The 25,327-nt window shown below is 50.9% G+C and carries 25 protein-coding genes and 5 tRNA genes; 29 read left to right on the top strand and 1 reads right to left on the bottom strand.

Going from position 1 to position 25,327, the window contains the following annotated elements:
* Window positions 1-158: 158 nt before the first annotated feature.
* From aspS to rlmC, 23 genes are all read left to right on the top strand, one after another.
* Window positions 159-1,940: an aspartate--tRNA ligase gene (gene aspS, locus ABNT34_RS05310; protein WP_348729481.1), complete on the top strand. Its 1,782-nt coding sequence runs from the start codon at window positions 159-161 to the stop codon at window positions 1,938-1,940.
* A 146-nt stretch (window positions 1,941-2,086) separates the two neighbouring features.
* Window positions 2,087-2,830, top strand: coding sequence for a YebC/PmpR family DNA-binding transcriptional regulator (locus tag ABNT34_RS05305; protein ID WP_348729479.1), 744 nt, complete (start codon window positions 2,087-2,089; stop codon window positions 2,828-2,830).
* On the top strand, window positions 2,830-3,354 hold the full coding sequence (gene ruvC / locus ABNT34_RS05300; RefSeq protein ID WP_348729477.1) for a crossover junction endodeoxyribonuclease RuvC: 525 nt from the start codon (window positions 2,830-2,832) through the stop codon (window positions 3,352-3,354). Before ABNT34_RS05305 ends, ruvC begins: the two co-directional genes overlap by 1 nt.
* A 36-nt stretch (window positions 3,355-3,390) precedes the next feature.
* Window positions 3,391-4,014 (top strand): Holliday junction branch migration protein RuvA, encoded by a 624-nt coding sequence (gene ruvA / locus ABNT34_RS05295; RefSeq protein ID WP_348729475.1) that lies wholly within the window; start codon window positions 3,391-3,393, stop codon window positions 4,012-4,014.
* 16 nt (window positions 4,015-4,030) lie between these two features.
* A complete protein-coding gene (ruvB, locus tag ABNT34_RS05290) occupies window positions 4,031-5,044 on the top strand; it encodes a Holliday junction branch migration DNA helicase RuvB (RefSeq protein ID WP_348729473.1) in 1,014 nt (337 codons plus the stop codon).
* 686 nt (window positions 5,045-5,730) lie between these two features.
* A complete protein-coding gene (tolQ, locus tag ABNT34_RS05285; RefSeq protein WP_348729471.1) occupies window positions 5,731-6,417 on the top strand; it encodes a protein TolQ in 687 nt (228 codons plus the stop codon).
* On the top strand, window positions 6,417-6,848 hold the full coding sequence (gene tolR / locus ABNT34_RS05280; RefSeq protein ID WP_348729470.1) for a protein TolR: 432 nt from the start codon (window positions 6,417-6,419) through the stop codon (window positions 6,846-6,848). The genes tolQ and tolR overlap by 1 nt, the downstream gene beginning before the upstream one ends.
* A gap of 1 nt (window position 6,849) precedes the next feature.
* Window positions 6,850-7,797: a cell envelope integrity protein TolA gene (gene tolA / locus ABNT34_RS05275; RefSeq protein WP_348729468.1), complete on the top strand. Its 948-nt coding sequence runs from the start codon at window positions 6,850-6,852 to the stop codon at window positions 7,795-7,797.
* A 44-nt stretch (window positions 7,798-7,841) separates the two neighbouring features.
* The gene (tolB, locus tag ABNT34_RS05270; RefSeq protein ID WP_348729466.1) at window positions 7,842-9,170 is read left to right on the top strand and encodes a Tol-Pal system beta propeller repeat protein TolB; all 1,329 of its coding nucleotides are present in this window, start codon (window positions 7,842-7,844) and stop codon (window positions 9,168-9,170) included.
* A 42-nt stretch (window positions 9,171-9,212) separates the two neighbouring features.
* Window positions 9,213-9,719 carry a peptidoglycan-associated lipoprotein Pal gene (gene pal, locus ABNT34_RS05265; protein WP_348729464.1) on the top strand — a complete coding sequence of 169 codons (507 nt, stop codon included), beginning with the start codon at window positions 9,213-9,215 and terminating at the stop codon, window positions 9,717-9,719.
* Between the two features lie 18 nt (window positions 9,720-9,737).
* A complete protein-coding gene (gene ybgF, locus ABNT34_RS05260; RefSeq protein WP_348729462.1) occupies window positions 9,738-10,604 on the top strand; it encodes a tol-pal system protein YbgF in 867 nt (288 codons plus the stop codon).
* A 258-nt stretch (window positions 10,605-10,862) separates the two neighbouring features.
* Window positions 10,863-10,938 (top strand) — tRNA-Lys (locus tag ABNT34_RS05255).
* A 23-nt stretch (window positions 10,939-10,961) separates the two neighbouring features.
* A tRNA-Lys gene (locus ABNT34_RS05250) sits at window positions 10,962-11,037 on the top strand.
* 17 nt (window positions 11,038-11,054) lie between these two features.
* Window positions 11,055-11,130: transfer RNA gene (locus tag ABNT34_RS05245), tRNA-Lys, on the top strand.
* Between the two features lie 20 nt (window positions 11,131-11,150).
* Window positions 11,151-11,226: transfer RNA gene (locus tag ABNT34_RS05240), tRNA-Lys, on the top strand.
* A 94-nt stretch (window positions 11,227-11,320) separates the two neighbouring features.
* The gene (gene nadA, locus ABNT34_RS05235) at window positions 11,321-12,379 is read left to right on the top strand and encodes a quinolinate synthase NadA (RefSeq protein WP_348729460.1); all 1,059 of its coding nucleotides are present in this window, start codon (window positions 11,321-11,323) and stop codon (window positions 12,377-12,379) included.
* Between the two features lie 118 nt (window positions 12,380-12,497).
* A tRNA-Ser gene (locus ABNT34_RS05230) sits at window positions 12,498-12,587 on the top strand.
* A gap of 217 nt (window positions 12,588-12,804) precedes the next feature.
* Window positions 12,805-14,268 carry a UbiA family prenyltransferase gene (locus tag ABNT34_RS05225; protein ID WP_348729459.1) on the top strand — a complete coding sequence of 488 codons (1,464 nt, stop codon included), beginning with the start codon at window positions 12,805-12,807 and terminating at the stop codon, window positions 14,266-14,268.
* Between the two features lie 86 nt (window positions 14,269-14,354).
* Entirely contained in the window at window positions 14,355-15,578 is a 1,224-nt protein-coding gene (locus ABNT34_RS05220; protein ID WP_348729457.1) for an FAD-binding oxidoreductase, read from the top strand.
* Window positions 15,575-16,315, top strand: a complete 741-nt coding sequence (locus ABNT34_RS05215) for an SDR family oxidoreductase (RefSeq protein ID WP_348729456.1) — start codon at window positions 15,575-15,577, stop codon at window positions 16,313-16,315. The genes ABNT34_RS05220 and ABNT34_RS05215 overlap by 4 nt, the downstream gene beginning before the upstream one ends.
* 23 nt (window positions 16,316-16,338) lie before the next feature.
* Entirely contained in the window at window positions 16,339-17,277 is a 939-nt protein-coding gene (locus ABNT34_RS05210; RefSeq protein WP_348729722.1) for a lysylphosphatidylglycerol synthase transmembrane domain-containing protein, read from the top strand.
* 57 nt (window positions 17,278-17,334) lie between these two features.
* Entirely contained in the window at window positions 17,335-18,918 is a 1,584-nt protein-coding gene (locus tag ABNT34_RS05205; RefSeq protein WP_348729454.1) for a hypothetical protein, read from the top strand.
* 27 nt (window positions 18,919-18,945) lie between these two features.
* Window positions 18,946-20,139 carry a 23S rRNA (uracil(747)-C(5))-methyltransferase RlmC gene (gene rlmC / locus ABNT34_RS05200; RefSeq protein WP_348729453.1) on the top strand — a complete coding sequence of 398 codons (1,194 nt, stop codon included), beginning with the start codon at window positions 18,946-18,948 and terminating at the stop codon, window positions 20,137-20,139.
* Window positions 20,140-20,145: 6 nt separating this feature from the next.
* Here the strand turns inward: rlmC and ABNT34_RS05195 are convergent, their stop codons facing one another.
* Window positions 20,146-20,673: a histidine phosphatase family protein gene (locus ABNT34_RS05195; RefSeq protein ID WP_348729451.1), complete on the bottom strand. Its 528-nt coding sequence runs from the start codon at window positions 20,671-20,673 to the stop codon at window positions 20,146-20,148.
* A 94-nt stretch (window positions 20,674-20,767) separates the two neighbouring features.
* Here ABNT34_RS05195 and ABNT34_RS05190 point away from each other — a divergent pair, with 94 nt between their 5' ends.
* From ABNT34_RS05190 to ABNT34_RS05165, 6 genes are all read left to right on the top strand, one after another.
* Window positions 20,768-21,466, top strand: a complete 699-nt coding sequence (locus ABNT34_RS05190; protein WP_348729449.1) for an energy transducer TonB — start codon at window positions 20,768-20,770, stop codon at window positions 21,464-21,466.
* Window positions 21,467-21,530: 64 nt separating this feature from the next.
* Complete coding sequence (locus ABNT34_RS05185; protein ID WP_348729447.1) at window positions 21,531-22,145, top strand: sigma-70 family RNA polymerase sigma factor; 615 nt, start codon at window positions 21,531-21,533, stop codon at window positions 22,143-22,145.
* Window positions 22,132-22,848 (top strand): hypothetical protein, encoded by a 717-nt coding sequence (locus tag ABNT34_RS05180; protein WP_348729445.1) that lies wholly within the window; start codon window positions 22,132-22,134, stop codon window positions 22,846-22,848. Before ABNT34_RS05185 ends, ABNT34_RS05180 begins: the two co-directional genes overlap by 14 nt.
* 78 nt (window positions 22,849-22,926) lie before the next feature.
* A complete protein-coding gene (locus ABNT34_RS05175) occupies window positions 22,927-23,469 on the top strand; it encodes a YgjP-like metallopeptidase domain-containing protein (RefSeq protein WP_348729443.1) in 543 nt (180 codons plus the stop codon).
* Entirely contained in the window at window positions 23,456-23,914 is a 459-nt protein-coding gene (locus ABNT34_RS05170) for a gamma-glutamylcyclotransferase family protein (RefSeq protein WP_348729441.1), read from the top strand. Before ABNT34_RS05175 ends, ABNT34_RS05170 begins: the two co-directional genes overlap by 14 nt.
* Window positions 23,915-23,984: 70 nt before the next feature.
* Window positions 23,985-25,256 carry a serine hydrolase domain-containing protein gene (locus ABNT34_RS05165; protein WP_348729439.1) on the top strand — a complete coding sequence of 424 codons (1,272 nt, stop codon included), beginning with the start codon at window positions 23,985-23,987 and terminating at the stop codon, window positions 25,254-25,256.
* Window positions 25,257-25,327 lie beyond the last annotated feature (71 nt).

The raw sequence follows: 25,327 nt of genomic DNA, 5'->3' as shown, positions 1-25,327 counted from the left end.
GCCGCAGCAGAAGTCAGCACGACGTCAGCACGACGAGCGCAGTCACGCAATTCTGCGATGTTCGCTGCTTGGGGCCGTGACATTAGCAGTCATTTCTATATAATTGGCGCTCATTTTTCCGCTGTCATTTCAGCTCGGCCGGTTTAAAGGATAAGTTCATGCGTAGCCATTATTGCGGTGCCTTGAGTGCACAACACGTAGGTCAACAGGTTTCATTGTGTGGTTGGGTCAATCGTCGCCGCGATTTAGGCGGGTTGATTTTTGTTGATTTACGCGACCGCGAAGGCTTAGTGCAGGTGTTCTTCGATCCGGATTTAACCGACCTTTTTGCTCAGGCCGCTGAATTACGCGCCGAATTTTGCGTGAAAATCGAAGGTTCAGTGCGGGCTCGCCCAGATTCACAAGTGAATGCCGACATGGCAACAGGCGCAGTAGAAGTGTATGCATCCAGTCTGACTATCCTGAACAAATCACCGGCGCTGCCACTGGATTTTAATCAGAACAACTCAGAAGAACAGCGTCTGAAATATCGTTATCTGGACCTGCGTCGTCCGCTGATGAGCGACCGGCTGAAATTCCGCGCCAAAGTCACCAGCTTTGTGCGTAACTTCATGGACAGCCACGGTTTCATGGATATCGAAACCCCGATCCTGACCAAAGCCACGCCAGAAGGTGCGCGTGATTATCTGGTGCCAAGCCGCACGCACAAAGGTCAGTTCTTCGCATTACCACAATCGCCGCAGTTGTTTAAACAACTGCTGATGATGGCTGGCATGGACCGTTATTATCAGATCGTCAAATGTTTCCGTGACGAAGATTTACGTGCTGACCGTCAGCCGGAATTTACCCAAATCGATATCGAAACCAGCTTTATGACGGCAGTTGAAGTGCGTGCTGTCACTGAAAAAATGGCGCGTCAGCTGTTTAATGAAATGCTGCAGGTTGACCTCGGTGAATTCCCGCAAATGACCTACAACGAAGCCATGCGCTTGTATGGTTCAGACAAGCCAGACCTGCGTAACCCGATGTCGTTTGTCGACATCGCTGATTTAGTCAAAGACGTTGAATTTAAAGTGTTCTCTGCACCTGCGAACGACCCGAAAGGCCGGGTGGTTGCGTTGAAAGTGCCTGGTGCTGCAGAAAAAGTGTCACGCAAAGACATTGACGGTTACACCGCTTTTGTCGGCATCTATGGTGCCAAAGGTCTGGCCTGGCTGAAAGTTAACGACATCAATGCCGGCGCCGACGGCATCCAGTCGCCGGTGGCGAAGTTCCTGAGCCCAGAAATTATCACGGAAATCCTGCGCCGTACTGGCGCTCAGAATGGCGACCTGATTTTCTTTGGTGCCGACCGCTATAAAGTCGTATGTGAAGCCATGGGCGCGCTGCGGCTGAAACTCGGTGAAGAACTGGGCCTGACTGTGCCGGGCTGGCGTCCACTGTGGGTCATCGACTTCCCGATGTTTGAAGAAAATGATGATGGCAGCTTCTCTGCTGTGCATCACCCATTTACTTCGCCATTGGATACCGATGCGTTCCTGAATACGCCAATGGCTGAGTTGGATTTAGGCAATTTATTGTCAAATGCCTACGATATGGTGTTAAACGGCACCGAATTAGGCGGTGGTTCCGTGCGGATCCATACCGCGGATGTACAGGCCAAAGTATTCCAGCTGCTGGGTATCAGCGATGAAGAAGCGGCGGAGAAATTTGGCTTCCTGTTAGAAGCGCTGCGTTACGGTGCTCCACCACATGCCGGTCTGGCGTTTGGTCTGGACCGTCTGGTGATGCTGATGACAGGCGCAACGTCCATCCGTGATGTGATGGCGTTCCCGAAAACTGCAACTGCTGCCTGCCCGCTGACCGATGCGCCAGGGTTTGCTAATCCACAGCAGCTGGCTGAGCTCAGTGTGCAGGTTGTGATTAAAGAACAGAAATAATTGTCGGCAGGCCCCGCCTGCTGCAACTGACAGCAACAGCGGCGACATCAGTCGCCGTTTTTTCTCGCGATGAGTTGCTCATCCACTCGTCAACTGACATGAACGGGTAGTGCAGTTTCGCTGCCGTTCGAACCATGGAGTACATGATGGCCGGACATAGTAAATGGGCCAATATGAAGCACCGCAAGGCGCGTCAGGATGCCAAAAAAGTCAAAATCTTCACCAAACTGATCCGCGAGCTGACCGTGGCCGCCAAACAAGGCCCGGATCCGGATGGTAATCCGCGTTTACGCACCGCCATTGCCAAAGCTTTAGTCAACAACTTATCGCGTGATGTGATTGACCGCGCGGTGAAACGCGGCGCCGGTGACAGTGACGGCGAAAACTTCGAAGAACTGGTGTATGAAGGTTATGGCCCGAATGGCGTGGCGATTATCGTCGAAACCCTGACCGATAATCACAAACGTACTGTGCAGGATGTGCGTAGCGCCTTCACCAAATATGGTGGCAATCTTGGCACCAACGGCTCTGTTTCCTATTTATTCAGCCGTCAGGGCATGCTGAATTTCGCACCGGGCGTCAGTGAAGATCAATTAATGGAACTGGCGCTGGATGCGGGTGCCGACGATGTGGTGATGCACGAAGACGGCTCTGCCGAAGTGCTGACGACGCCGGAAGCTTTTGTCGATGTGAAAGAAGCACTGGAGCGGAGCGGTTTGACGGCCGAACATGCAGAAGTCAGTCTGGTGCCGTCGACCAAAGCCGAAATCGGTGCTGACACTGTGGTTAAATTCTTTAAGTTGATTGATATGCTTGAAGATTTCGATGACGTACAAAACGTCTACCACAATGCGGAGATCGCCGACGATGTGCTGGCGCTGGTGGAATAGTGCAGATTATTCTCGGCATTGACCCTGGCAGCCGGCTGACTGGCTATGGCGTGATCCGCCAACAGGGCAGTAAATTCGAATATATCGCCAGTGGTTGTATCCGCATGACGCTGACCGAGATGCCGGACCGCCTGAAGCAGATTTTTGACGGCGTCAGCCAGATTATTCAGCAGACTCAGCCGACCGTCTTTGCTATTGAACAGGTGTTTATGGCGCGTAATCCCGATTCTGCGTTAAAGCTTGGGCAGGCGCGTGGCGCCGCGATAGTGGCGGCCAAGTTCGCCGGCCTGGATGTTTACGAATACTCAGCACGACAAGTAAAACAATCAGTGGTGGGCACCGGTGCGGCGGCAAAAGAGCAGGTACAGCATATGGTGAAATCGCTGCTGAAATTACCGGCAAACCCGCAGGCTGACGCCGCCGACGCCCTTGCCGTAGCCCTCTGCCATGGGCATACTCAGCAAAGTTTATTGCATCTGGCCGGGCAGGCCAGCAAAACAGTGCGGGGCCGTTTGCGCCGCTAGTTTGTTCCGCAGTTTTAGTTCTTCAGGCAGGTATTCATGATTGGGCGTTTACGCGGTGTGGTGCTGGAAAAACAAGCGCCGGAAATTCTGCTGGAAGTCGGTGGTGTTGGCTATGAAGTACAGTTGCCACTGACCAGTTTTTATAGTTTACCGGCCACTGGTCAGGAAGCCATTATTTATACCCATTTTGTCGTGCGCGAAGACGCGCAGCTGTTATACGGCTTCAGTTCAGTTGCCGAGCGTAGTTTGTTTCGCCAGCTGATTAAAGCCAACGGCATAGGCCCAAAAATGGCGCTGACCATTTTGTCAGGCCTGACGGCCAGTCAGTTTGTCCGTTGTGTCCAGGCCAACGACATCAGTACCTTAGTCAAACTACCCGGCGTCGGTAAAAAAACTGCCGAGCGTTTGTTGGTTGAGATGCGTGACCGCTTAAAAGACTGGGGTTTAAATATTGATACGCCGGTGACCGACCATTTGGTGCTTGGCGATGACGAGGTACAGCAGTTTGCCTTGCAGGACAGTCCGGAGCAGGACGCCATCGGTGCATTGCTGAGCCTAGGTTATAGTCAGTCACAAGCCGCTGCAGCGGTGAAAAAAGTGTTTAAAGCGGAACTCAGCAGTGAGCAGTTGATTAAAGCCGCATTAAAATCAATGATTTAACGAGAAGGTCGGTACCATGATTGAAGCTGATCGCTTAGTGGCCCCCACAGCCCGTATTGAAGAGGAAGTGATTGATCGGGCTATCCGGCCGAAATCACTTGCTGACTATACAGGGCAGGACCATGTGCGTGCCCAGATGGCGATTTTTATTGAAGCGGCCCGCGGCAGGGGAGAGCCACTCGATCACTTGTTAATCTTCGGTCCGCCGGGGCTGGGCAAAACCACGTTGGCGATGATTGTTGCCAATGAAATGGGCGTCAACATCAAACAGACCTCAGGCCCGGTGCTGGAAAAAGCCGGCGATTTGGCGGCGCTGCTGACCAATCTCGAACCGAACGATGTGCTGTTTATTGATGAGATCCACCGCTTAAGCCCGGTGGTTGAAGAGATCCTGTATCCGGCGATGGAAGATTATCAGCTGGATATCATGATTGGTGAAGGCCCGGCCGCCCGGTCAATTAAACTGGATCTACCACCATTTACGCTGGTAGGCGCCACCACCCGAGCCGGGGCACTGACATCGCCGCTGCGCGATCGCTTTGGCATCGTACAGCGCCTCGAATTTTATAAAACCGAAGAATTGGCCACTATTGTGCAGCGTTCGGCAGATTTCTTAAACCTGCCGCTGGATCTGGCCGCTGCCACTGAGATTGCCCGCCGTTCGCGCGGTACGCCACGTATTGCAAACCGTCTGCTACGCCGGGTACGCGACTTTGCACAGGTTAAATCGCAGGGCAAAGTAGATGTTGAAATCGCCAATCAGGCCTTGCTGATGGTGGATGTCGATGCTCAGGGCTTTGATTACATGGATCGCAAGTTAATCCTGGCGATTATTGAGAAATTTATGGGCGGCCCGGTGGGGCTGGATAATTTAGCTGCGGCTATCGGTGAAGAAAAAGAAACGATTGAAGATGTCATAGAGCCTTATTTGATTCAGCAAGGTTTTATTCAGCGTACGCCACGCGGGCGAATCGCGTCGCAACATGCTTATCGTCACTTTGGCTTTGATCTGCCGCAATCGCTACCCTGAGCCCGCAGCGGTATGCGATAACACGGCCTGCTACAGCATCTCCGGGCATGTAGCAGTGTTGGCATGGCCGATATTTGTTGTTATTTAGGCAAAAAAAAACCCGCTCAGGGAGCGGGCAATGCAACAAGTTGAAGTAAGACTTCAAAAAATCCAGGGAACATGTTGAGCAACCCGGTCTCTGTCTCCAGACACCCAATCGCTCTGTGATCTTCACTACAATTCAAAACCCTCGGTCTGAATCGTTGCGCTAGTGCAGAACACGCTGCGCATTCTAGGGATTTAGAATATTTACTTCAAACGAGAAAAATTACCGCAATTGATTATTTAAACTAATGCGAATATTCATGCATTATTCATGAATATTAAATTGTAATGTTCTAAATTCATATTTGGCGGCATCTGCAGAAGTTGTTGAAATTGGTCTTACCAATCGTGCCATTAAAAAAAATACTGCTGCGTTTGGCGCGGGTAATCCGCATTTCATCGTTAATCTGCTTCTGTTCATCGCGAATTCAGGAACTTACGGCAAAGCTGGCCTGACTTATTGTTGAATTAACCGACAAAGGCTGTGAAGTTCTGAATTTTTTTTACAAATGCCGAGCAGGTGCTGTTGAGTTAAACACGGGTGTCCAATATCATAGCGCCCAAATTTATAGCCATTTTCAGATGTTCAGAGGTGTTTTCCGGTGGCAGGTCAGCTTTCAGTCCTAAGTCTTATTCTCGAAGCCAGTATTGTGGTCAAAATTGTCATGTTGATCCTGATGTCTGCTTCTATCGTGTCTTGGGCCATGATCATCCAGCGCAATAAAGCTCTGAGTCAGGCGCTCGATGAGAGCCGCAAATTTGAAGACCGCTTCTGGTCTGGTATTGATTTATCCAAGCTTTACAACGAAGTCAGCGCCCGCGCCAACGTCTCTGGCATGGAAGCATTATTTAAAGCTGGCTTTAAAGAATTTGCTCGTCTGCATAAAACTTCTGCGCGCTCACCAGCGGCTGTAATGGAAGGCACGCAACGGGCCATGCGCGTCGGTTTATCCCGTGAAGTTGAGCGCCTGGAAGCACATTTACCGTTTTTAGCGACAGTCGGTTCTATCAGCCCTTATATCGGGCTGTTTGGAACTGTCTGGGGCATCATGAACGCTTTTATGGCGTTAGGTGCAGTGCAGCAAGCTACACTGGCGATGGTTGCACCACCGATTGCCGAAGCCCTGATCGCAACGGCGATTGGTCTGTTTGCCGCCATTCCTGCGGTTATTGCCTACAACAAATTCTCCCATAGTGTTGAGCAGCTGGAAAATTCATACGCCAACTTTGTTGAAGAGTTTTCCAACATCCTGCACCGTCAGGCCGTCAGCAGCGGAGACAATCACTAATGTACGTTCGGAAGAAACGCCGGATGGTGGCGGAAATAAACGTAGTCCCTTACATCGATGTTATGTTGGTACTGATGGTTATTTTTATGGTGACGACGCCAATTATCACGCAAGGCGTGAAGGTTGAACTGCCGAAGTCGAAAGCCGAACCTATCGAACAGATGAAAGACAATAAAACCCCAATCGTCGCAACAGTAGACGAAGCAGGTTTGTATTATTTCGAAAAAGACAGTGTGCAGAAAGGGCCATTTAACGCCGAAGCTTTGCAGGCTGAAGTGATGAGTACTCTGACCATCGAGCCCGGTACTCAGGTTATTATCAAAGCGGACGGCCGGGTTGATTACAACTCAGTGATCCATCTACTTAATATGTTAAAGGAAGCTGGCGCCCCTGCTGTCGGATTGATGACTGAAGACGTGGAGTCTAAGTAAGATGGATCCGGCGTTTAAAAAGGCGCTGCAGATATCAGCGTCTCTGCATCTGGCATTGTTGTTAGCGCTTTTTGTCAATTTCAGTTTTTTTGATAAAAACGAAGTGATAGTGGTGCCGTTGTATTCGGCCTCCAATGCGCCTTTGCAGGCCAGCATGGTGGAAAATCCGAATCTGAAAGAGGCTGATAAGCCAACCCGCAAAAAGCCAGAACCCAAACCTGAACCACCAAAGCCTGAACCGAAGCCTGAGGAGCCGGAAGAGGATCCGCAGGAAGAGTTACAAAAGCTTGAAGAAGAGCGAAAAGTTCAGGAACAAAAAGAGATTCAGGTAAAGAAGAAACAAGAAGAGGCTAAAAAGAAAAAACAAGAAGCAGATCTGGCATTAAAGAAGAAAAAAGAAAAAGAGAAGCTGGATAAGCAGAAAAAAGAAGAAGAACGTAAAAAAGCCGAAGCTGAAAAGAAAAAGAAAGAAGAATTAGCCAAGAAAAAGAAAGAAGAAGAGCTGAAAAAGAAAAAAGATGCTGAAGCCAAGAAAAAAGCGGAAGCATTGAAGAAGAAAAAGGCTGAAGACAAAAAGCGCAAGCAAGAATTAGATAAAGCAGCGGAAGAAATGATGCTGGAGGATGAACTGGCAGAAGAAGCGGACGAAGCCCGCCGTGCCGCCCGTCAGGGGCAACTGCTGACAGAGAAACAACGTTATGTTGCAATGATTGTCGAACGTGTCCGTCAGAGCTGGTTCACCGACGATACGATGAACGGCAAAGAGTGCGTGATCGAGCTGAAACTGGCCAGTAACGGTTTTGTAACCAGCTTGAATGTTGTAGGCGGTGACGCTGGTGTTTGTAATGCCGCGGTCAATGCAATTAACCGGGTTGGTCGTTTCCCGATGCCGGAAGATCCTGATTTAAATCAGGAGTTCCGTGAATTGAAATTACCGTTTAAGAAATAACACAGAGACGAGACTATATGAATTTCAGATGGATAACGAAGTCCATGATTGCTGCTGCGGCATTCATCGCCAGCTGTGCTCAGGCTTCATTGGAAATTATTATTACCGAAGGTGTCGACAGCGCCCGCCCTGTGGCTATTGTACCTTTTGCTTTTGTTGGTGCGACTAAACCCAATCAGGATATCGGTCAAATAGTGTCCGCTGATCTGATGCGCAGTGGCAAATTTAATCCGATCAATGCAATGCGGATGCCGCAGCAGCCTCAAAACAGCAGCCAGTTTAATGCGGCAGTCTGGGATCGGACCGGGGTAGAAGCTGTGGTGATGGGCACCATTAAAGAAGTAGGCATGGACCGTTACAGCATCAGCTATGAGCTGGTGGACGTGGTCAAAGCCAAAGGTGGAGTCGGTCAGCCAATGATGAATGCTGCCGGACGTATTGTCGGTGGTACTAATCATATTCTGCATGCCAGCGAAATTACTATCACCGGAAAACAGTTCCGCCAATATGCCCATCGCATGAGTGATGTTATTTATGAAAAACTGACCGGAGAGCGTGGCGCTTTCTCAACAAAAATTGCCTACGTGTTGGTGCGCGATCGTCAGGAATATCGTTACCAGTTAGTTGTTGCCGACTACGATGGTGAAAATGAGCAGGTTTTATTGCGGGCCAAAGAACCGTTGATGTCGCCAAACTGGTCGCCAGATGGCACTAAATTGGCTTATGTGACATTTGAACGTAAACAATCTCAGATCTATATTCAGGATGTTTATACTGCCCGTCGCAGTATTCTGACATCGTTTAAAGGCATCAATGGTTCTCCGGTGTGGTCACCTGATGGTCGAAAAATGGCGATGACTCTGTCAAAAGACGGCAATTCAGAGATTTACGTGATGGACATCGCGACAAAAGCACTGACTAAAGTTGCTGCGCACCGTGCAATTGATGTAGAACCTACATGGGCACCAGATGGCAAAAGTATTTTATTTTCTTCAGAACGTGGTGGACGGCCGCAACTTTATTCTGTAGAACTGGCTTCAAATCAGGTTACTCGCGTAACTTTTGAGGGTGAAATGAACCTGGCAGGCAAATATACGCCAAATGGTCAAGCAATAGTTATGGTAAACCGGACAAACGGTCAGTATAATATCGCCCGCATGGATAGAACTACAAAGTTTATGCAAGTGCTGACACGGACTTACCTGGACGAGTCACCGAGCATTGCGCCAAATGGCTCAATGATTATCTATAGTACTTTGCATGGTAGTAATACCCAAGTACTGGCACTGGTGTCCATGGATGGTCGCTTTAAAGCAAGGCTGCCAGCTACCAACGGTCGGGTTAAATCGCCGGCTTGGTCGCCGTTTTTATAAAATACAAAAATTTGGTTAAATCGTAATACTAAGGACAACATCATGAACTTAAATAAAGTTTTAAAAGGTTTGTTAGTTGCTGTGCCAGTGCTGACTTTAGCTGCATGTAGCTCTAACAATGAAACTGACGCTGGCGATGCAAACGCAAACGCTAACCAGGCAGTAGTTGCAGATCAAGGTCTGAGCGATGCTGAACAACTGCGTCAGCAGTTAGAAGCTCTGCGTCAGCAAAACACAATCTACTTCGACTTCGACAAGTCTGACATCCGTTCTGAATTCGCTTCAGTTCTGGACGCGCACGCTGCTTTCCTGCGCGCTCGCACTACTATCTCTGTAACTATCGAAGGTCACACTGATGCACGTGGTACTCCAGAGTACAACATCGCACTGGGCGAGCGTCGTGGTCAATCAGTTCAGAAATACCTGGAAAACCTGGGTGTTGCTGCTGGTCAGATGTCAGTAGTGAGCTACGGTGAAGAGAAACCAGTTGACGCTGGCAACACCGAAGAGTCATTCGCTAAAAACCGTCGCGCTGTTCTGGTTTACTAATTTAAGTTGTGAGTTTGCATGACCGTTAAGAAGTCGCTTGTAACTGCATTAACACTGGTCGCGTCTGCTGTGGCCGCAGATCCTGCTCCGGTAGCAGATCTGAGTCGCAGTAGTAGCCAGGGTATTTCTACTCAGACAACTGCACGCAGTGGTTCTGTTTCAGAGCGGCTCGCCGCGCTGGAACGAGTAGTGGATGCTCGGGCTGCCGCACAACTAGAAATGCAGCAACAACTTGAGACTCTGTTAACAGAAGTCAGTGAGTTACGTGGCACGACGGAAGAGCACTCCTACAAATTAGAACAGATATTACAGCAACAGCGGGATATCTATCAGGAAATTGACCGCCGGCTCGGTGGTGCAGCAGCAGGCGCTGTGTCTACTCAGACAACAGCGCCGGCGCAGCAAGAAGCCGTAGTGCCAGCGGGCAATCCTGCAGCCGTTGTAGCAGCCGATGAGGCTGCTGCAGCGGAATCTGCAGCACCGACTCCACAGGTTGCTGCGACTGGTCAGCTCAATGAAGCGCAAGCTTATGAGCAGGCTATCAATTATGTCGTGAAAGACCGCAACTACGCGGCTGCTATCCCGGCATTTGAAGATTTCATTAAGAACTATCCAAATTCTGAATACACTTCAACCTCGCATTATTGGTTGGGGCAGTTGTATTATCAGAAAAACGAATTCGCAAAAGCCAAAACGCATTATGAGCGTGTGGTCAAACAGTTCCCGAACTCGAGTAAAGTTCCTGACGCATTGTTAAAGCTGGGTTTAGTTGCTGACAAGCAGAATGATGCTGCGGCAGCGAAAAAATACTATAACCAGCTGATAAAAAGCTTTCCAAAATCCAAGGCTGCGGCTACCGCAAAAGCCAAACTTGAATCCCGATAAAACCGCGTTTACGCGGTTTTTTCTTATTTGCATTCTGTTCTGAATCCAATTCTAAGCTCCAGGCTTGGTTTGACCGGCCTTATTTTGGGTTTGGGTTTGTACTTAGTTCAAAACATTCAATAAAGTACTTTACGACAGAATCAGTTACTTCTTCGCCATAGTGCCGTTCTTTTAAGCAGTCAGTAGGCTAAAACGATGTTTTTGCCAGATTTTGGTTGCACTGTGCGTGTAAATAAGTAAGATATGCGTCCGCGAGAGGGGTCATTAGCTCAGCTGGTAGAGCAGCGGACTTTTAATCCGTTGGTCGATGGTTCGAATCCATCATGACCCACCACCTTTCGCCGTTTTGTCTGAATTGGGTCATTAGCTCAGCTGGTAGAGCAGCGGACTTTTAATCCGTTGGTCGATGGTTCGAATCCATCATGACCCACCAGTTCAGACGCTCAGATTGGGTCATTAGCTCAGCTGGTAGAGCAGCGGACTTTTAATCCGTTGGTCGATGGTTCGAATCCATCATGACCCACCAATCTGACATTCCTCTTTTGAGGGTCATTAGCTCAGCTGGTAGAGCAGCGGACTTTTAATCCGTTGGTCGATGGTTCGAATCCATCATGACCCACCAATCCCCGAATATCTCAATAGCTTTGTCAGGTTGTGTCTCTCAGCCGTAAAGCTGTGTATAATACGCCACCTTTTTCAGCCCGGAGTTTATCCGCATGAATCAAGCGCTGCATTTTAACGAACTTGACTTCGTCTTCCCGAAAAAGCCTGTGCCACTGTCGTCCGATGACAAACAAGCGTACAAGAGCCGGATTAAAGCCTTATTACAGCAAAAAGATGCTGTCTTAGTCGCGCACTATTACACAGACCCTGAAATCCAGGCCTTAGCCGAAGAGACTGGTGGCTGCGTGTCCGATTCATTGGAGATGGCGCGGTTTGGTAACGCCCACCCGGCGAAAACGCTGATAGTGGCAGGCGTGAAATTCATGGGCGAAACCGCCAAAATCCTCAATCCGGAAAAAACTGTCCTGATGCCAACGCTTGAAGCGACCTGTTCACTGGACCTGGGTTGTCCGGCAGACGCCTTTTCGGCGTTTTGTGATGAGCATCCGGACCGCGTAGTAGTGGTGTATGCCAATACCTCTGCTGCGGTAAAAGCCCGCGCGGATTGGGTGGTCACTTCGTCAATTGCTTTAGATGTAGTGGAACATCTGGACAGCGAAGGCAAAAAGATTCTGTGGGGGCCGGACCGGCATTTAGGCGCTTATGTGCAGAAGCAAACCGGCGCTGACATGATCTTATGGCAAGGTGCCTGTATCGTACATGACGAGTTCAAAGCCAAAGCTTTGGTTGAGCTGAAAAAACAGCATCCGCAAGCCGCTGTGCTGGTGCACCCAGAGTCGCCGGCCAGTGTGGTCGACCTTGCAGATGCGGTTGGCTCGACCAGCCAGCTGATCAAAGCCAGCCAAACGCTGCCAAATGACACTTTTATCGTCGCCACCGACCGCGGTATCTTTTATAAGATGCAGCAGGCGATGCCGGACAAGACCTTTATCGAAGCCCCGACCGGCGGTAACGGCGCCACTTGTCGTAGCTGTGCACATTGCCCATGGATGGCGATGAATGGCCTGCAGGCGATTGAAGCGGCGCTGACAGACGCGCAAGGCCACGAAATTTTTGTCGATGCGGCATTACGTGAGCAGGCCCTGGTGCCACTGAACCGGATGCTTGGTTTTGCCAAGAACAATAAGGTCGCAGTCAAAGGCAATGCCTGAAGAATCAAAGCGCTGCGAAACTGCTGAAAATTACAGCGAATAACGGCGCTTCGGTATTTTCCAGTTGCCAAGGCAACAGAATTTACCTAGTATGTCGGCGCTTGCTAAGGCAAGTCCCGGAGAGATGGCTGAGTGGCTGAAGGCGCACGCCTGGAAAGTGTGTTTAGGTTAACCCCTAACGAGGGTTCGAATCCCTCTCTCTCCGCCATATTCAGCGAAAAGCCCCGCATTAAACCGCGGGGCTTTTTTGTTTTGGCATGATACGCCTGTAATGCGGGCTCTTACGATTTGGACAGCATTGCTCACCTGACACACATGTGTTTGTAGCTGCAGGGTTAAATGAGTTGATGCGGTGTTTGCATTGACAGAAACAGGTTGAGCATTGAAAGTGTTCAATGAAGAAGCTCTGAATGGATTAGACCTAAATGTCAGAAGAATTAACAGGTTGCCTCGGAGATCATCCAGATAGGAGTATCCCTCTTGTGGTTGATCTCGATGGCACTTTGTTGCGATCAGATCTTTTAATTGAGACCGGCTTTTTATGGCTGCGCCAGCAGCCTTTACAGTTTCCGAAACTGGCATTGTGGTTAGCACAGGGGAAAGCGGTATTAAAACAACATCTGGCTGATTCGGTCACACCCGAGGTGACTGAACTTCCTTATGACATCGCGGTTTTGCAGTTTATTCGTGAGCAACGTGCCACTGGTCGTCAAATAATTCTTGCAACAGCATCCCATCAAACGCTGGCTGACAAAATAGCAGTTCATCTTGGAATCTTTGATGAAACATTGGCCACTAACGCGCAGCAGAATCTGTCCGGTGAAACCAAGCTAAAAGTCCTTGTCCAGCGTTTTGGCGAGCGTGGTTTTGACTATATGGGGAACTCGTTGGACGATTTAGTAGTGTTTTCTGGCGCACGTTATGCCTATGTGGTCAACGCATCTGCGACTGTGCGGAAACAAGCAAAACTGCTCGGCAATGTTGCTGCCGTGATGGGACAAGTCGAAGCGGGAGCTGCTGATTGGTGTCAGGCGCTGCGTGTACATCAATGGGTGAAAAATCTGCTGATTTTTGTGCCTCTCTTAGCGGCCCACCGAGCTCATGATTGGCCTTTGCTGTTTACTGCATTGCTCGTCTTTATCTGTTTTAGTCTTTGCGCTTCAAGCGTCTATCTGTTAAACGATCTGTTCGATTTGCCTGACGATCGTCATCATCCGCTAAAGAAACACCGGCCGATCCCTAGTGGACGCGTGTCGTTGCATTCGGCCGTGCTGCTTTGCCCTCTGCTGTTGGTGACGGCGTTTGGGTTGGCATTTGGGTTGCTACCGGCTGTCGCCGTATTAGGGCTTGCCGCATATTACCTGCTGACTTTGTGTTATTCATTGTGGTTAAAGCGATTGGTGATTCTCGACGTCGTCACGCTTGCTGCTCTATATACCAGCCGCCTGATGGTTGGAGCCGTTGCATTGGGTATTGCCCTGTCGTTCTGGCTATTGGCATTTTCCATGTTTATGTTTCTGAGTTTGGCATTGGTTAAACGTTATGCGGAACTGCTGCAGGTCCGGGCAACCCGCCGTAGTCTGAAAGCGCGTGGACGCGGCTATTTTGCGGACGACTTGCATATGATAGCCACATTGGGTGCATCATCTGGTTACATGACCGTGCTGGTTATGGCGTTGTATGTCAATGACAGCCATATTACTCAACTGTATCAGCGGCCTGAATGGATTTGGCTCGCCTGTCCGATCTTATTGATTTGGATTAGCCGGGTTTGGATGCTCGCACATCGCGGGCAAATGAACGAAGACCCAGTTATATTCGCCTTGCACGACAAAGCCAGCCTCTTGATGGCGCTACTGATGGCGGCTGTATTTTGGATGGCAACATGACTGCTCAGTTACTCAGTTGGGGGCTGTATCCTCCTTGTCCACAGCAGGCGCATTCCGTGCATTGGCGTGATCAGCTTTTATGCTCAATGTCTTTCCTACATAACAAGCATGACACTTATCTGCCATTTGGTTTAGGCCGCAGTTATGGTGACAGTTGTCTCGCCCAAAGTGGGCAGGTAATTCAGCTAAGCGGCATGGACAGGTTCATCAGTGCCGACTGGTCACAAGGAATTTTGCAGGCAGAGGCCGGTGTAACGCTGGCGCAGATCCTCAGTGTGGCAATCCCGCATGGCTGGTTTTTGCCGGTGACTCCCGGTACACGTTTTGTCACCTTAGCCGGAGCGATTGCCAACGATGTACACGGCAAAAATCACCACAGGGTCGGTACTTTTGGTCGTTTTGTCCGAAGTCTGGAGCTGTGTCGCAGCGACGGGAGTGTGTCACAGTTATCGGCGGCACAGCACCCAGAACTTTTTAGCGCGACTATTGGTGGCCTGGGGTTGACTGGAGTCATTAGCCGGGCTGAATTGCAGTTGCAGCGCATTGCCGGTACAGATTTACAGGTACGCACTGAAAGATTTGGTCATTTACAGGATTTTTTTTCACTGTCAGCCTTCTCTGAACGCCAACATGAATTCTGTGTTGCTTGGATTGATTGCACGGCCAGAGACAATCAATTAGGTCGCGGAGTGATGTACTCCGCAGATTTTGCACCGCAAAGTGGTCTGAAGATTGCTGCGGCTGGTCAGGTAAAACTGCCATTCACGCCACCGGTCTCGCTGGTCAATTCCTTGTCATTAAAGTTATTTAACGAGTTGTACTGGCGAAAAACGCCTGTTGTTGCGCATATGGCCGTCCAAAGTTATCAGCATTTTTTTTATCCGCTGGATGGTATCCTGAATTGGAACAGGCTTTATGGCCGCGGCGGTTTTCAGCAGTATCAGGCTGTGGTTCCGCAACATTGTGCTTCAGATGCAATCCACGACATGCTTGCCATCATTGCTGCGACAGGCACGGGCTCAGCGTTGGCGGTACTCAAACGCTGCGGCGATATTGTTTCACCGGGAATTTTATCATTTCCTTGCGCCGGAACTACATTGGCGCTGGATTTCCCACAAAACGACGCCACTGCTGCACTGTTTCAACAGTTGGATGCTGTAGTTCGAGCTGCCGGTGGCCGGCTTTATCCGGCGAAAGATGCTCATATGAGTGCCGACGATTTTCAACGAGGCTACCCAAACTGGGGGGGCGTCGAGAAATGGCGAGATCCGGCATTAATGTCCCGTTTTTGGCATAGAGTGACTCAATGAAAACAATTTTAGTGATTGGAGCGACATCTGCGATCGCCTGTGCCTGTGCCCGCATTTGGGCAGAGCGTGGCGCACAATTAATTCTGGTCGCGCGGAATTTCAAACGGCTTGAAGTACTCGCCGCTGATTTGTCTGTGCGCGGTGCGGCAAAGGTTGATTGTGTGCAATTGGATTTGGATGATTTGGACCGGCACGAGCTTGTTCTGAACCGCATCTTTGCGGATCATCCTGCGATTGACGTCAGTTTGATAGCTGTCGGTATGTTACCCGAACAACAAGCCTGTAGTCGGGATGCGTCGCTTGCTGTACAACAATTCCGGACGAACGCAGTGAGTGTCATAGCACTACTGACGTCTTTGGTACCGCATCTGAGCCTACAGGGAAAGGGCGCTATTGGTGTGATCACGTCTGTCGCAGGAGATCGGGGGCGACCATCGAATTTCTATTACGGCAGCGCAAAAGCTGCTTTGTCTGTGTTTTGTGCCGGTTTAGGTGCCTCTTTATTTAAACAAGGACTGACGGTGACTGACATCCGGCCTGGGTTTGTCGCAACTCCGATGACCGCAGGGCTTTTGTTACCGAGAAAATTGGTCAGTCGACCAGAGCAGGTTGCCGCGGATATAGTGCGTGCTGTTGAGCGCGGGCAGTCGGTTTGTTATACGCCTGGGTATTGGCGTGCCATCATGTGGGTGATTCGTCAAATCCCGGATGTCATTTTTAAACGGCTGAAGCTGTGATTCCAATAAAAGATGCTGTGCAAATCCCACCATGGGTGACGGGGCGCCCCTATAAGGCGGTTTTACTGTCGACATTGTTGGCTGCAGCTGCATATCTGGTAACTGTGCTCTGGAGTGGCTGGTCTGAAGTCCGGCAGGCTGCTATTGCGATCGGCTTTACTGGTATTGTCATGGCTTTGTTGTTGTCGTTATTTAATTACGGGCTACGGTTTATCCGCTGGCAAATATATCTGCATGCCCTCGGGTCTCCGGTCAGTATATGGCTCAGCTTAAGGATTTATCTGGCTGGATTTGCGCTCACTACTACTCCCGGCAAAGCAGGCGAGTTGCTGCGTAGTTTATTATTGCAGCGCCATTTGGTGCCGTTACAACATAGTGTTTCAGCTTTTTTCAGCGAACGTTTGTCTGATTTGTTGGCCGTCACAGGTTTGGCATTTCTGGGATTCTGGCTGTATCCAGAGACACAGTTTTTCATCGGCGCCGCCGCCTTGCTATTGCTGATGTTGTACTGGCTTATTCTACGCGGCGGGCTGATTTGTTGGTGTAGTCAACGGCTGAAATCCTGGTCGCGCATCCATCAACTGACGAATCATTTGCTGCAACTGTTAGCGCAAGTGCAACGTTGTCATACGGTTGTATTGATGACAATCGCGACTTGTTTAAGCCTGATCGCGTGGGGGGCAGAGGCCTACGCATTTCATCTGATCCTGCAAGCACTCGGTTATCAGATTCCATTGGCGATCGCTGTTTTTATCTACGCAATTTCGATGCTGGCCGGTGCTCTGAGTTTTATGCCGGGTGGGTTAGGTGGCGCCGAAGCTATGATGATTGCATTGCTGATGTGGCAGGACGTTGCCGCCGGACCTGCTGTTGCCGCAACAGTGGTGATCCGACTGGCCACCTTGTGGTTTGCTGTATTGCTTGGCCTACTAGCCTTGTTGAATTTGAAGGTCTCCCGCTAAGACTAAATCATTTTAAAATACTCGCCGTTGGGGTTGAGCTGTGCTGAGAAATTGTGAATGGATACCAAAGTAGTAACCGAAAATAAAGTCTGGTACCGGCCTGTAGAGCTGGTTTGCATCGTCATTGTCATTCTGTTAGTGAGCATGCTGAAATTTGCCGACGTAAAAAGCCGGGCTATGCTGGAGCATGATGAAGGTATTACTTTATTAGGCGTCACTGGTCATCAGGGAGAATTTACCCGTCTGACCGAAACAAATCTATTGGATCAATGGCAGGAAGCCAGTGCATGGCAGCATTATGTTAGTGTGTCGCCTGATGTACCGCTGCGGCAAATTCAGCATGATTTGAATCTGCATGATATCCATCCCCCGATGTATTTCTGGGCATTGAGTGTTTTCCTGCAACAGTATGGCCAGTTTGACCGGCTAGCATATCTGTTGAACGGAGTGTTTGCACTCGCTGCTATGTTGATGTTCTACCTGTTACTGCGCCTGCAGTTCGCCAGGTTTCCGGCACTATGCTTGTTCGCTGCCTTGGCTTTTACTCCGGCACTAGCAGGTCCTTATGCGGTGTTAAGGCAATATGAGTTGATGTTATGTTGCGGCACCGGTTGTCTTTTGATGCTAAGCCATCTTGTCTCGGCTCAAGCCGCGCCTGCGAGGTTGAGCGTATTTGCTAGCCTCGGTTTTATCCTGTTTGCGTATTTTGGACTGATGACGCACGCCCAGTTTGTGCTGGTCTTGGCCGGGCTTTGTACTGCAGTCGTATTCCTGCCAGTTCTATGGCGGATAAAATTTTTAGCCCTTGGCGCGGCTGCATTAGCTGCGTTGTTGTTTGTTATCAGTAATCCGGAATTCTTCCATACGCTGGAACGATTGCAGGTACAGCGGCAGGATGCGAGTGTTTTTGAATTTTTACGTCGGTTGATGTTAGTCGTGGATGGGCTGGACGAACTGGTAGGACTTTTACCTGTGACCTCCGCGTTACTGTTTGCAGGGCTGATGCTGTGGGCAATTTGGCAGTGCAGTCTGAGCTTCTCCGGGAAGAAGGCCGAAGCGTTTAGCAACATACTTCCGTTGTTTTGGCTTTACAGCGCTGTTCTGGTGATTGGATTGCTCCTGTTACAGTACTTGAGTATGAATTCTCCGCGTCATGCGATGGGTGGACGTTATTTTCTGCCATTGCTGCCATTTTTTATCTTATTGGTCGCATTGTGGCTGATGCTGCGGCGATGGTTACAATATGCCTGGTTGCCGGCTGTTTTGCTGTTCTCAGCCTCAGCGAATTTATTGGCAGTTGAAATGCAAGACAGAGCTGGCAAAGAGCAGCAAATCGCTAAAGCCATGCAGCAGGCCAAGACTGTGCTGATCAATAATCCAACCCGTGGTGTACTGGGGCCCATGTTACCAATCCTGCCACATGGCGGTCAGGTGGCTGTGATGAGTTCACAAGTGCGGCCGGCTAAAATGCTGGCTCTCAGTGATCGGTTGCAGTCTGGAGATATCCTGTGGTTGCAGCCGGGGCATCAGGTCAGTGCGGACCAGTGTGCGGATCAACTGGAGCTGTTGCAACACCGGTTGATACTGCGTGAAATTGGCGAAAAATCAGGTGTTTATTTGGTTCTGCGGCGAATTGAGTGACCGGAACTGAATAAATTGTGAGCTTGCTTGTCGCAACAGAATGTCATACGTGCCGGCGGTGCTTTTGCTAAAATCGCCGGATTAAACTTCGGCTGGATCCATAATTTGTACTGTAAAGCCTTTGCCAGCGGCAAATGTGGGTCTTGCCCGCATATCCATCAACCTTATCAGCAGCAGCTTGCGCGCAAGCAAGCGCAATTGCAGCAGATTTTCCCGCAGCTGGCTTTGGCAGCGCCGCAAGAGAGCGCGATCGCAGAATTTCGCAATAAAGCCAAAATGGTGGTGATGGGGACCAGTCAGGACCCTGTGCTGGGTATTCTCAATGGCGAAGAGCCTGTGGAACTGACTAGCTGCCAGCTGTATCCGGCGGGCTTTCAGAGCGCTTTTAACCATCTGATTGAATTTATCCGGCTGGTGCGGCTCGAGCCTTATCAGCTGGAGAGCCGGCGCGGTGAACTGAAGTTTATCTTATTAAGTTACAGCGAACTGGATGGCTGGTTGCTGCGTTTTGTTTTGCGCTCACAACATCATCTGGCCGCTATCCGCAAATATTTGCCGGCACTGCAGCAACAATGGCCTGAACTGGCTGTCGTGACGGTCAATTTACAGCCGGAACATAAAGCCATTCTCGAGGGCGAACAGGAGTTTGTCCTGACCAGCCAAAATATGCTGCGTCAACAATTAAATGACGTGGTGCTTTATCTGCAGCCACAGAGCTTTTTTCAGACTAACACCGCGGTTGCCGCAGCTTTATATCAGACGGCGCGAGACTGGACCGCCTCATTGCAGCCAACGCGGATCTGGGACTTATTCTGTGGTGTCGGTGGTTTTGCCTTGCATCTGGCTAAACCCGGTGTACAGGTGACCGGTATTGAAATTTCGGCGCCGGCTATCGATTGTGCCAGCCGGGCAGCGCAGGAGCGTGCAGTCCAGATAGATTTTCGCGCGCTGGACGCCAGTGCCTTTGCTGACGCGGCACAGCAAGCGCCGGATTTACTGGTCGTCAACCCGCCGCGCCGGGGCTTAGGGGCGGCGCTTTGCCAACGTATTGATGCGTTAAAACCTAAAGCGCTGTTGTATTCAAGCTGTAATCCGGCGACGCTGGCGCGCGACCTGCAACATTTATCCGCCTATCAGCCGCAACGCGCCCAACTGTTTGATATGTTCCCGCATACCGAGCACGCGGAAGTCTTGGTCCTGTTGCAACGCAGCGGTAGCTAACAGACTCTACCGCTTACACTCCGCCGGTTGTGGCAGTTGCAGGATTTGCAGCGACCACTGCACACCGGCCCGGCTCAGCTGATAAACCCGGCCATAATCTTGTTCTCCCAAATCCGGCGCTGGCAGCTTGCTGAGTAATGTTGCCAATTGCGGCGTGGTATTGCTGTGGCCGACCACCAGCGCGTTTTCGCCAGTGCTTTGCAGCACTTTGGCCAGCGCGGGTAAATCTTTTGCGTCGTATTGCTGCAGCTGACGACCTTCTTTGAGACTGGCGGCGGCTGTTTGTTTGGTCCGCTGATAACCACTGTGATACAGCTGACGTAACGGCACATCCTGCAATAAAGTTGCTAATGCGGCCGCTTGTGCCTGACCGCAGGCAGAAAGCACAGGATCTATACTGCTGTCGGCTTTTGCGGCGTGCCGCACTAAATACAGCTGTTGTATGTCTGCCGCCTGCACTGCTGTTGCACAACAAGCCCCAAACAACCAGCCTGTTGCGATTTTTGTCGTGGCATGAAAAATTTTGTGCGCCATGGTCACCCCTTTTTTGTTTTTGCTGCGTCCAATGTCTGACAGCGGTGCAATAAACACCGCATCGTGCAAATTTGTAGTTCTGTGGAGACGCATCATGACAAGCATTTCATTTTCCGACAATCTGCAACCGGGTGACGGGCTGCTGAGCGTGCAGCAACAGCCAAAAACTTTAAACTGGCTGGCAACGCTGGGGCGAAATCTGACGATGGTGGCTGCTGCCGCACTGATAAGCTTTGCAGTGTTTCAGCTGATGGCGCAGCTGGTGCAATCGACCGCGCCTGTCACAGCTAAGGTCGCTACAGTGTTTGATGTCACACCGCAAGCACCGCGGGAAGAATCTGCGACAAGAAAAATAGTGCGGGAAATGCCACCACCGCCGCAGCCGCAACTGGCGCCAAAACTGGCTGCTCCAACATCTGGCGAGCCAGGCGATTTGCTGGATGTGCTGCCTGATGCCGGGCGGCCGGTCATCGAATTGACAGGCCCAACTATGGAAACGCCGGCCGGCACTGATAAAACGGCCACACCGCTGGTGCGGATTGAACCTAAGTATCCGCCGACAGCGGCCAGAGATGGAGTGAATGGCTGGGTACAGCTGCGTTTCAATGTCGCGTCAGACGGCCGGGGCACGGATGTGCGGGTGCTGGCAGCAGAACCCAGACGGGTGTTTGAGCAGGAAGCCATCCGTGCGCTGAAGAACTGGAAATATCAGCCAAAACTTGAAAATGGCCGTGCTGTTGCGCAAAGTGACCTGGAAGTGCAACTGGACTTCAGGCTGGATCAGCAAGGTTAATTTGCGTCTGGTTCATGTGATGATCGGGTTGCCAGACGCTGCATGAAGCAGCAGGGGAGGCAGTATGGGATGGAAATGGATAGGGCGACTGGCTTCTGTCAGCCGGCTGCAACTGGCAGGGCAGATGCAGGCAGAAAGTCGGCTGTTGCTGCTGCAATATCAACAGCAGCCGGATCCTGCGTTGTTACAGCAATTGTTTTTGCGTTATGCCGATGCGTTGTACCATTTTTTACTGCAACAAAGTGATGCAGAGCTGGCGCAGGATTTAAGCCAGCAGGCCTGGATCCAATTGATGCTGCACGCCGGCAGCTATCAGGGCCAAAGTTCGGTCAAAACCTGGCTGTTCAGTATTGGTCGTAATTTACTGATTGATGAATGGCGCCGCCAACGCCCGCACGCCGCACAAGAGTTGCTGGATGAACTGCCCGATCCGGCGGCAAAACCTTTGCAGCAATTGCTGGCTGCTGAACAGTCAGCCAACTTAGATCTGGCGATCCAGCGTTTGCCACTATTGCAACGCGAAGCTTTATTGCTGCAACTGGAAGATTTTTCGCTGGCACAAATCAGTGAAATTAACGCTGCCGGTGTGGAAACAATAAAAACCCGGCTCAGATATGCGCGAAATCAATTGCAGCTCTGGTTAACGAGTGCTGCGGAGCAGACTTATGAACACCGATAAATCAGCCAGCACCATGCCAGCAACTGAGACTCATCCGGCAAACTCAGACGGCAAAGACACGGCACCACAACTTGATCAGGCGCTGCGGCAATGGCATCAGTACAGCAGGCAGCAACATCGGTTGGATAAAGCGCAGCGACAGGCATTGCAGCAGCTGGTGTTGCGGGAAAAGCCAGCAGGGCGCAGCGGGCATTGGCAGCGCGGTATGCGACAAGTGGTGGCGCTGGCGGCCTGTATTTTAGTGCTGGTGGTCTGGTTAACGCCGCCTGAGCTGATGTATCAGATTGAACAGAAGCAACAGGGTTTATATACTATTCAAATTCATCAGCTGGCGCCTGCGGCGGCAGAGCAGAGCACGGCAGACACACCGACCCGTGCCCAGCAACGTCAACAACAGTATCAGCTGGTGTATCAGGATTATCTGCATAGTCAGCAAGAGAGTCAGCAACAGAGTCAGCAACAGGTCGCCCGTTCAGTGGCCGTGTGGCGCGAGGCTACGGCGGATGGCTGGCAATTACAGAGTTGTGATCACTTGCAGTTGCAGGTTCATACCGATTTGCTCGCGGCGCTTAAACAGCAACAAGCCGATCAGCAGCAATGGCAGAAGCTGGAGCAAAGCCGGTTTTTATTGCTGACAATCGGCGCGCAGGGGCAAATTCTGGCACTGAAGCCTGGTATCGAAGCACCGCACTGTGCGATTTAACTCCGGCCAATGCCCAGCCAGGCTTGGTCGCCTGCGGTGCTTTCGGTACAATAACGTTTTTGGCAACTGCAGTTGCACTTGCAGGCATTAAGAGGCAATGCGCCGGTGGATTTACCTTATTTACGCCAGTATCCGGAATCCATTCAGCAACAGGTCCGCGCGCTGGTGCAGGCTGGGACGCTGGGCAGCACCTTAAAAAAACGTTATCCGGACAGCCGCCACGACATTCAGTCCGATGCGCGTTTGTATGACTACACCATGGCGCTGAAGCAGCAGTTTATGCGCAGCTCCGCACCTATCAGCAAAATTTGCTTTGACCCGAAGATCCATATCGTCAATAACGCGCTGGGCCTGCACAGTCAGGTCAGCCGGGTGCAGGGCAAGGCGCTGAAAAGTAAAAATGAAATTCGCGTAGCCAGCCTGTTAAAAAACCTGCCATTGCCGCTGCTCCACATGATAGTGGTGCATGAATTAGCGCATTTGCGGGAAAAAGATCATAACAAGGCGTTTTATCAATTGTGTCAGCATATGGAACCCCAGTATCATCAGCTGGAACTGGACCTGCGGTTGTTTCTGACCTGGCAGGACCTGGCTGGAGGAGCAGCGGATGCAGACCACTGAGCATATTTTTGTCTACGGTTTATTAATGTTTCCGGAGATTGTCGAAGCGATCACCGGGCAGCGTTATCAGATGCAGGATGCCGTGTTGGCGGATCATCAGCGCCGTGGTCTCAGCCAAAGCCCGCTCGACGCGCCGGTACCGGTCCTGACCGAAGCGCCGGGCCTTGTTCAGCAGGGAAAACTGCTGGTGGACGTCGGGCCGGAAGCGGTCCGTGCTCTGGATTTTTTTGAAGAAATCGATTCCGGTCATTATGTGAAAAAAGCCGTGCGGGTACAGGCCGCGGGGCAGTGGTATTCAGCATTCTGTTATGCGATCGGCCCGGCCTTAACGCCTTATATTTCCGGCGACTGGCAACCGGAGCTGGTCAGTGAGGCGCAAAAAGCGCGTTTTATTCAGCAAGTGATCCCGCAGATGTTACAGGCATTGGCTGCGACAAAATCCTGATTTTGTTGTGACTTTGCTCTCCGGCAGGCCTGAGCTGCCCAGCTGTGACCGCGGGACAGGATATTTGTCTATGTGGAAATTTACTGCAGTCGCAGGCCTGTTATTGTGGGCGGGCTCTGTGCTGGCAGCCCCTTCTGTCGATGAGTTCGCCAATCAGTTTCATCGCGAATTTCAGCAAAAAATGGCGAAAAACCGGGTGCCCGGTGCTGTCTACGTCATAGTAAAAAATGACCGGATTGTCCGGGTCGGCGCTTATGGTGTGCGCTCGGTGGGCAGTAAAACGCCGGTTGATGCCAACACTATTTTCCGCTTAGCTTCAGTGTCAAAAACCTTTGCAGCAGGCCTCGCAGCTCAGGTTGAACATGAAGGCAGGTTCGACTGGAACGACCGCGTCACGCGTTATGTGCCGGGCTTGCAGTTTCGCAGTCAGGCGATGACGGCGCAGCTGAAAGTGGAACATTTACTCGGCCAGAATGCCGGCTTAGTCGACAACGCCTTTGACGAGCTGATTGAAGCCGGTCAGACACCAGCGCAAATCCTGCCGAAATTCCAGAACATCAACCCACGTTGTGTGCCGGGACGCTGTTATGGTTATCAGAACGTGTTGTTCAGCCAGATTGAAACTGTGCTGCTGAAAACCACCGGCCAACCTTATGAAAAGCTATTGGACCAACGTATTTTTAAACCGCTGCAGATGCATACTGCCAGTGTTGGTTATGCCGGCTTTCTCGCCAGTAAAAACCGTGCCATGCCGCATATCGGCACCCGCAAAGGTTGGGCCGAAACTAAAGTGGTGCCGACTTATTACCGCGTAAATCCGGCGGCCGGCGTCAATGCCAGCGCTATGGATATGGGTAAATGGCTGATAGCCCGGCTCGGGCACAGGCCGCAGGTGTTATCGGCGGCGGTACTGAAAGATCTGCAGACGCCAAGAGTCAAAACTGCAGATAATCTGCAGGGGCGCACTTATGGGCCTTATGTCAGCACGGCGCATTATGGGTTGGGCCTGCGGATCTATCAGTTTGGCAATAATACTGTGTATCACCATGGCGGCCTGGTGCGTGGTTATCGTACTGATATGTCGTATTCGCCGGACGCCGGTTTAGGCGTCGCGGTGCTGGTAAATGCTCAGACCAATGCTGTGGCGGAACTTGGCAGTTATTTCTGGCATCAGATGCTGGATACGCCGGCGCAGGCTGTGCCGGTACCGGCAAAAAGAGCCAGCAAAAAGCCGGTTAAAAAGCTGACGAAAAAGACACAAAAAACACCGGTAAAGAAAAAACCAGTGCCGAAAAAGCTAACTCAGAAAAAACCAGTGGCAAAAACCACCCCTCACAGATAAATCTTGCAGGCGCCGGCAAATTCCTCTGGAAGACGGCGCCTGATTGCTGTGTTGTCAGCTTGAATGTCACG

Source organism: Rheinheimera texasensis, assembly GCF_964031785.1.
Lineage (GTDB): Bacteria > Pseudomonadota > Gammaproteobacteria > Enterobacterales > Alteromonadaceae > Pararheinheimera > Pararheinheimera texasensis_A.
Note: the sequence above shows the minus strand (reverse complement) of the source record. Positions and strands in the feature narration are given on the sequence as shown.

Excerpts from the sequence above, each read along its gene's own strand:
- ABNT34_RS05185 (WP_348729447.1), top strand. The coding sequence starts at position 21,531 with ATGGGATGGAAATGGATAGGGCGACTGGCTTCTGTCAGCCGGCTGCAA.
- ABNT34_RS05205 (WP_348729454.1), top strand. The coding sequence starts at position 17,335 with ATGGATACCAAAGTAGTAACCGAAAATAAAGTCTGGTACCGGCCTGTA.
- tolR (WP_348729470.1), top strand. The coding sequence starts at position 6,417 with ATGTACGTTCGGAAGAAACGCCGGATGGTGGCGGAAATAAACGTAGTC.
- pal (WP_348729464.1), top strand. The coding sequence starts at position 9,213 with ATGAACTTAAATAAAGTTTTAAAAGGTTTGTTAGTTGCTGTGCCAGTG.
- tolB (WP_348729466.1), top strand. The coding sequence starts at position 7,842 with ATGATTGCTGCTGCGGCATTCATCGCCAGCTGTGCTCAGGCTTCATTG.
- nadA (WP_348729460.1), top strand. The coding sequence starts at position 11,321 with ATGAATCAAGCGCTGCATTTTAACGAACTTGACTTCGTCTTCCCGAAA.
- ABNT34_RS05305 (WP_348729479.1), top strand. The coding sequence starts at position 2,087 with ATGGCCGGACATAGTAAATGGGCCAATATGAAGCACCGCAAGGCGCGT.
- tolA (WP_348729468.1), top strand. The coding sequence starts at position 6,850 with ATGGATCCGGCGTTTAAAAAGGCGCTGCAGATATCAGCGTCTCTGCAT.
- ABNT34_RS05190 (WP_348729449.1), top strand. The coding sequence starts at position 20,768 with ATGACAAGCATTTCATTTTCCGACAATCTGCAACCGGGTGACGGGCTG.
- ABNT34_RS05225 (WP_348729459.1), top strand. The coding sequence starts at position 12,805 with ATGTCAGAAGAATTAACAGGTTGCCTCGGAGATCATCCAGATAGGAGT.
- ABNT34_RS05165 (WP_348729439.1), top strand. The coding sequence starts at position 23,985 with ATGTGGAAATTTACTGCAGTCGCAGGCCTGTTATTGTGGGCGGGCTCT.
- ybgF (WP_348729462.1), top strand. The coding sequence starts at position 9,738 with ATGACCGTTAAGAAGTCGCTTGTAACTGCATTAACACTGGTCGCGTCT.
- ruvA (WP_348729475.1), top strand. The coding sequence starts at position 3,391 with ATGATTGGGCGTTTACGCGGTGTGGTGCTGGAAAAACAAGCGCCGGAA.
- ABNT34_RS05180 (WP_348729445.1), top strand. The coding sequence starts at position 22,132 with ATGAACACCGATAAATCAGCCAGCACCATGCCAGCAACTGAGACTCAT.
- ruvB (WP_348729473.1), top strand. The coding sequence starts at position 4,031 with ATGATTGAAGCTGATCGCTTAGTGGCCCCCACAGCCCGTATTGAAGAG.
- ABNT34_RS05170 (WP_348729441.1), top strand. The coding sequence starts at position 23,456 with ATGCAGACCACTGAGCATATTTTTGTCTACGGTTTATTAATGTTTCCG.
- aspS (WP_348729481.1), top strand. The coding sequence starts at position 159 with ATGCGTAGCCATTATTGCGGTGCCTTGAGTGCACAACACGTAGGTCAA.
- ABNT34_RS05195 (WP_348729451.1), bottom strand. The coding sequence starts at position 20,673 with ATGGCGCACAAAATTTTTCATGCCACGACAAAAATCGCAACAGGCTGG.
- ABNT34_RS05220 (WP_348729457.1), top strand. The coding sequence starts at position 14,355 with ATGTCTTTCCTACATAACAAGCATGACACTTATCTGCCATTTGGTTTA.
- ABNT34_RS05215 (WP_348729456.1), top strand. The coding sequence starts at position 15,575 with ATGAAAACAATTTTAGTGATTGGAGCGACATCTGCGATCGCCTGTGCC.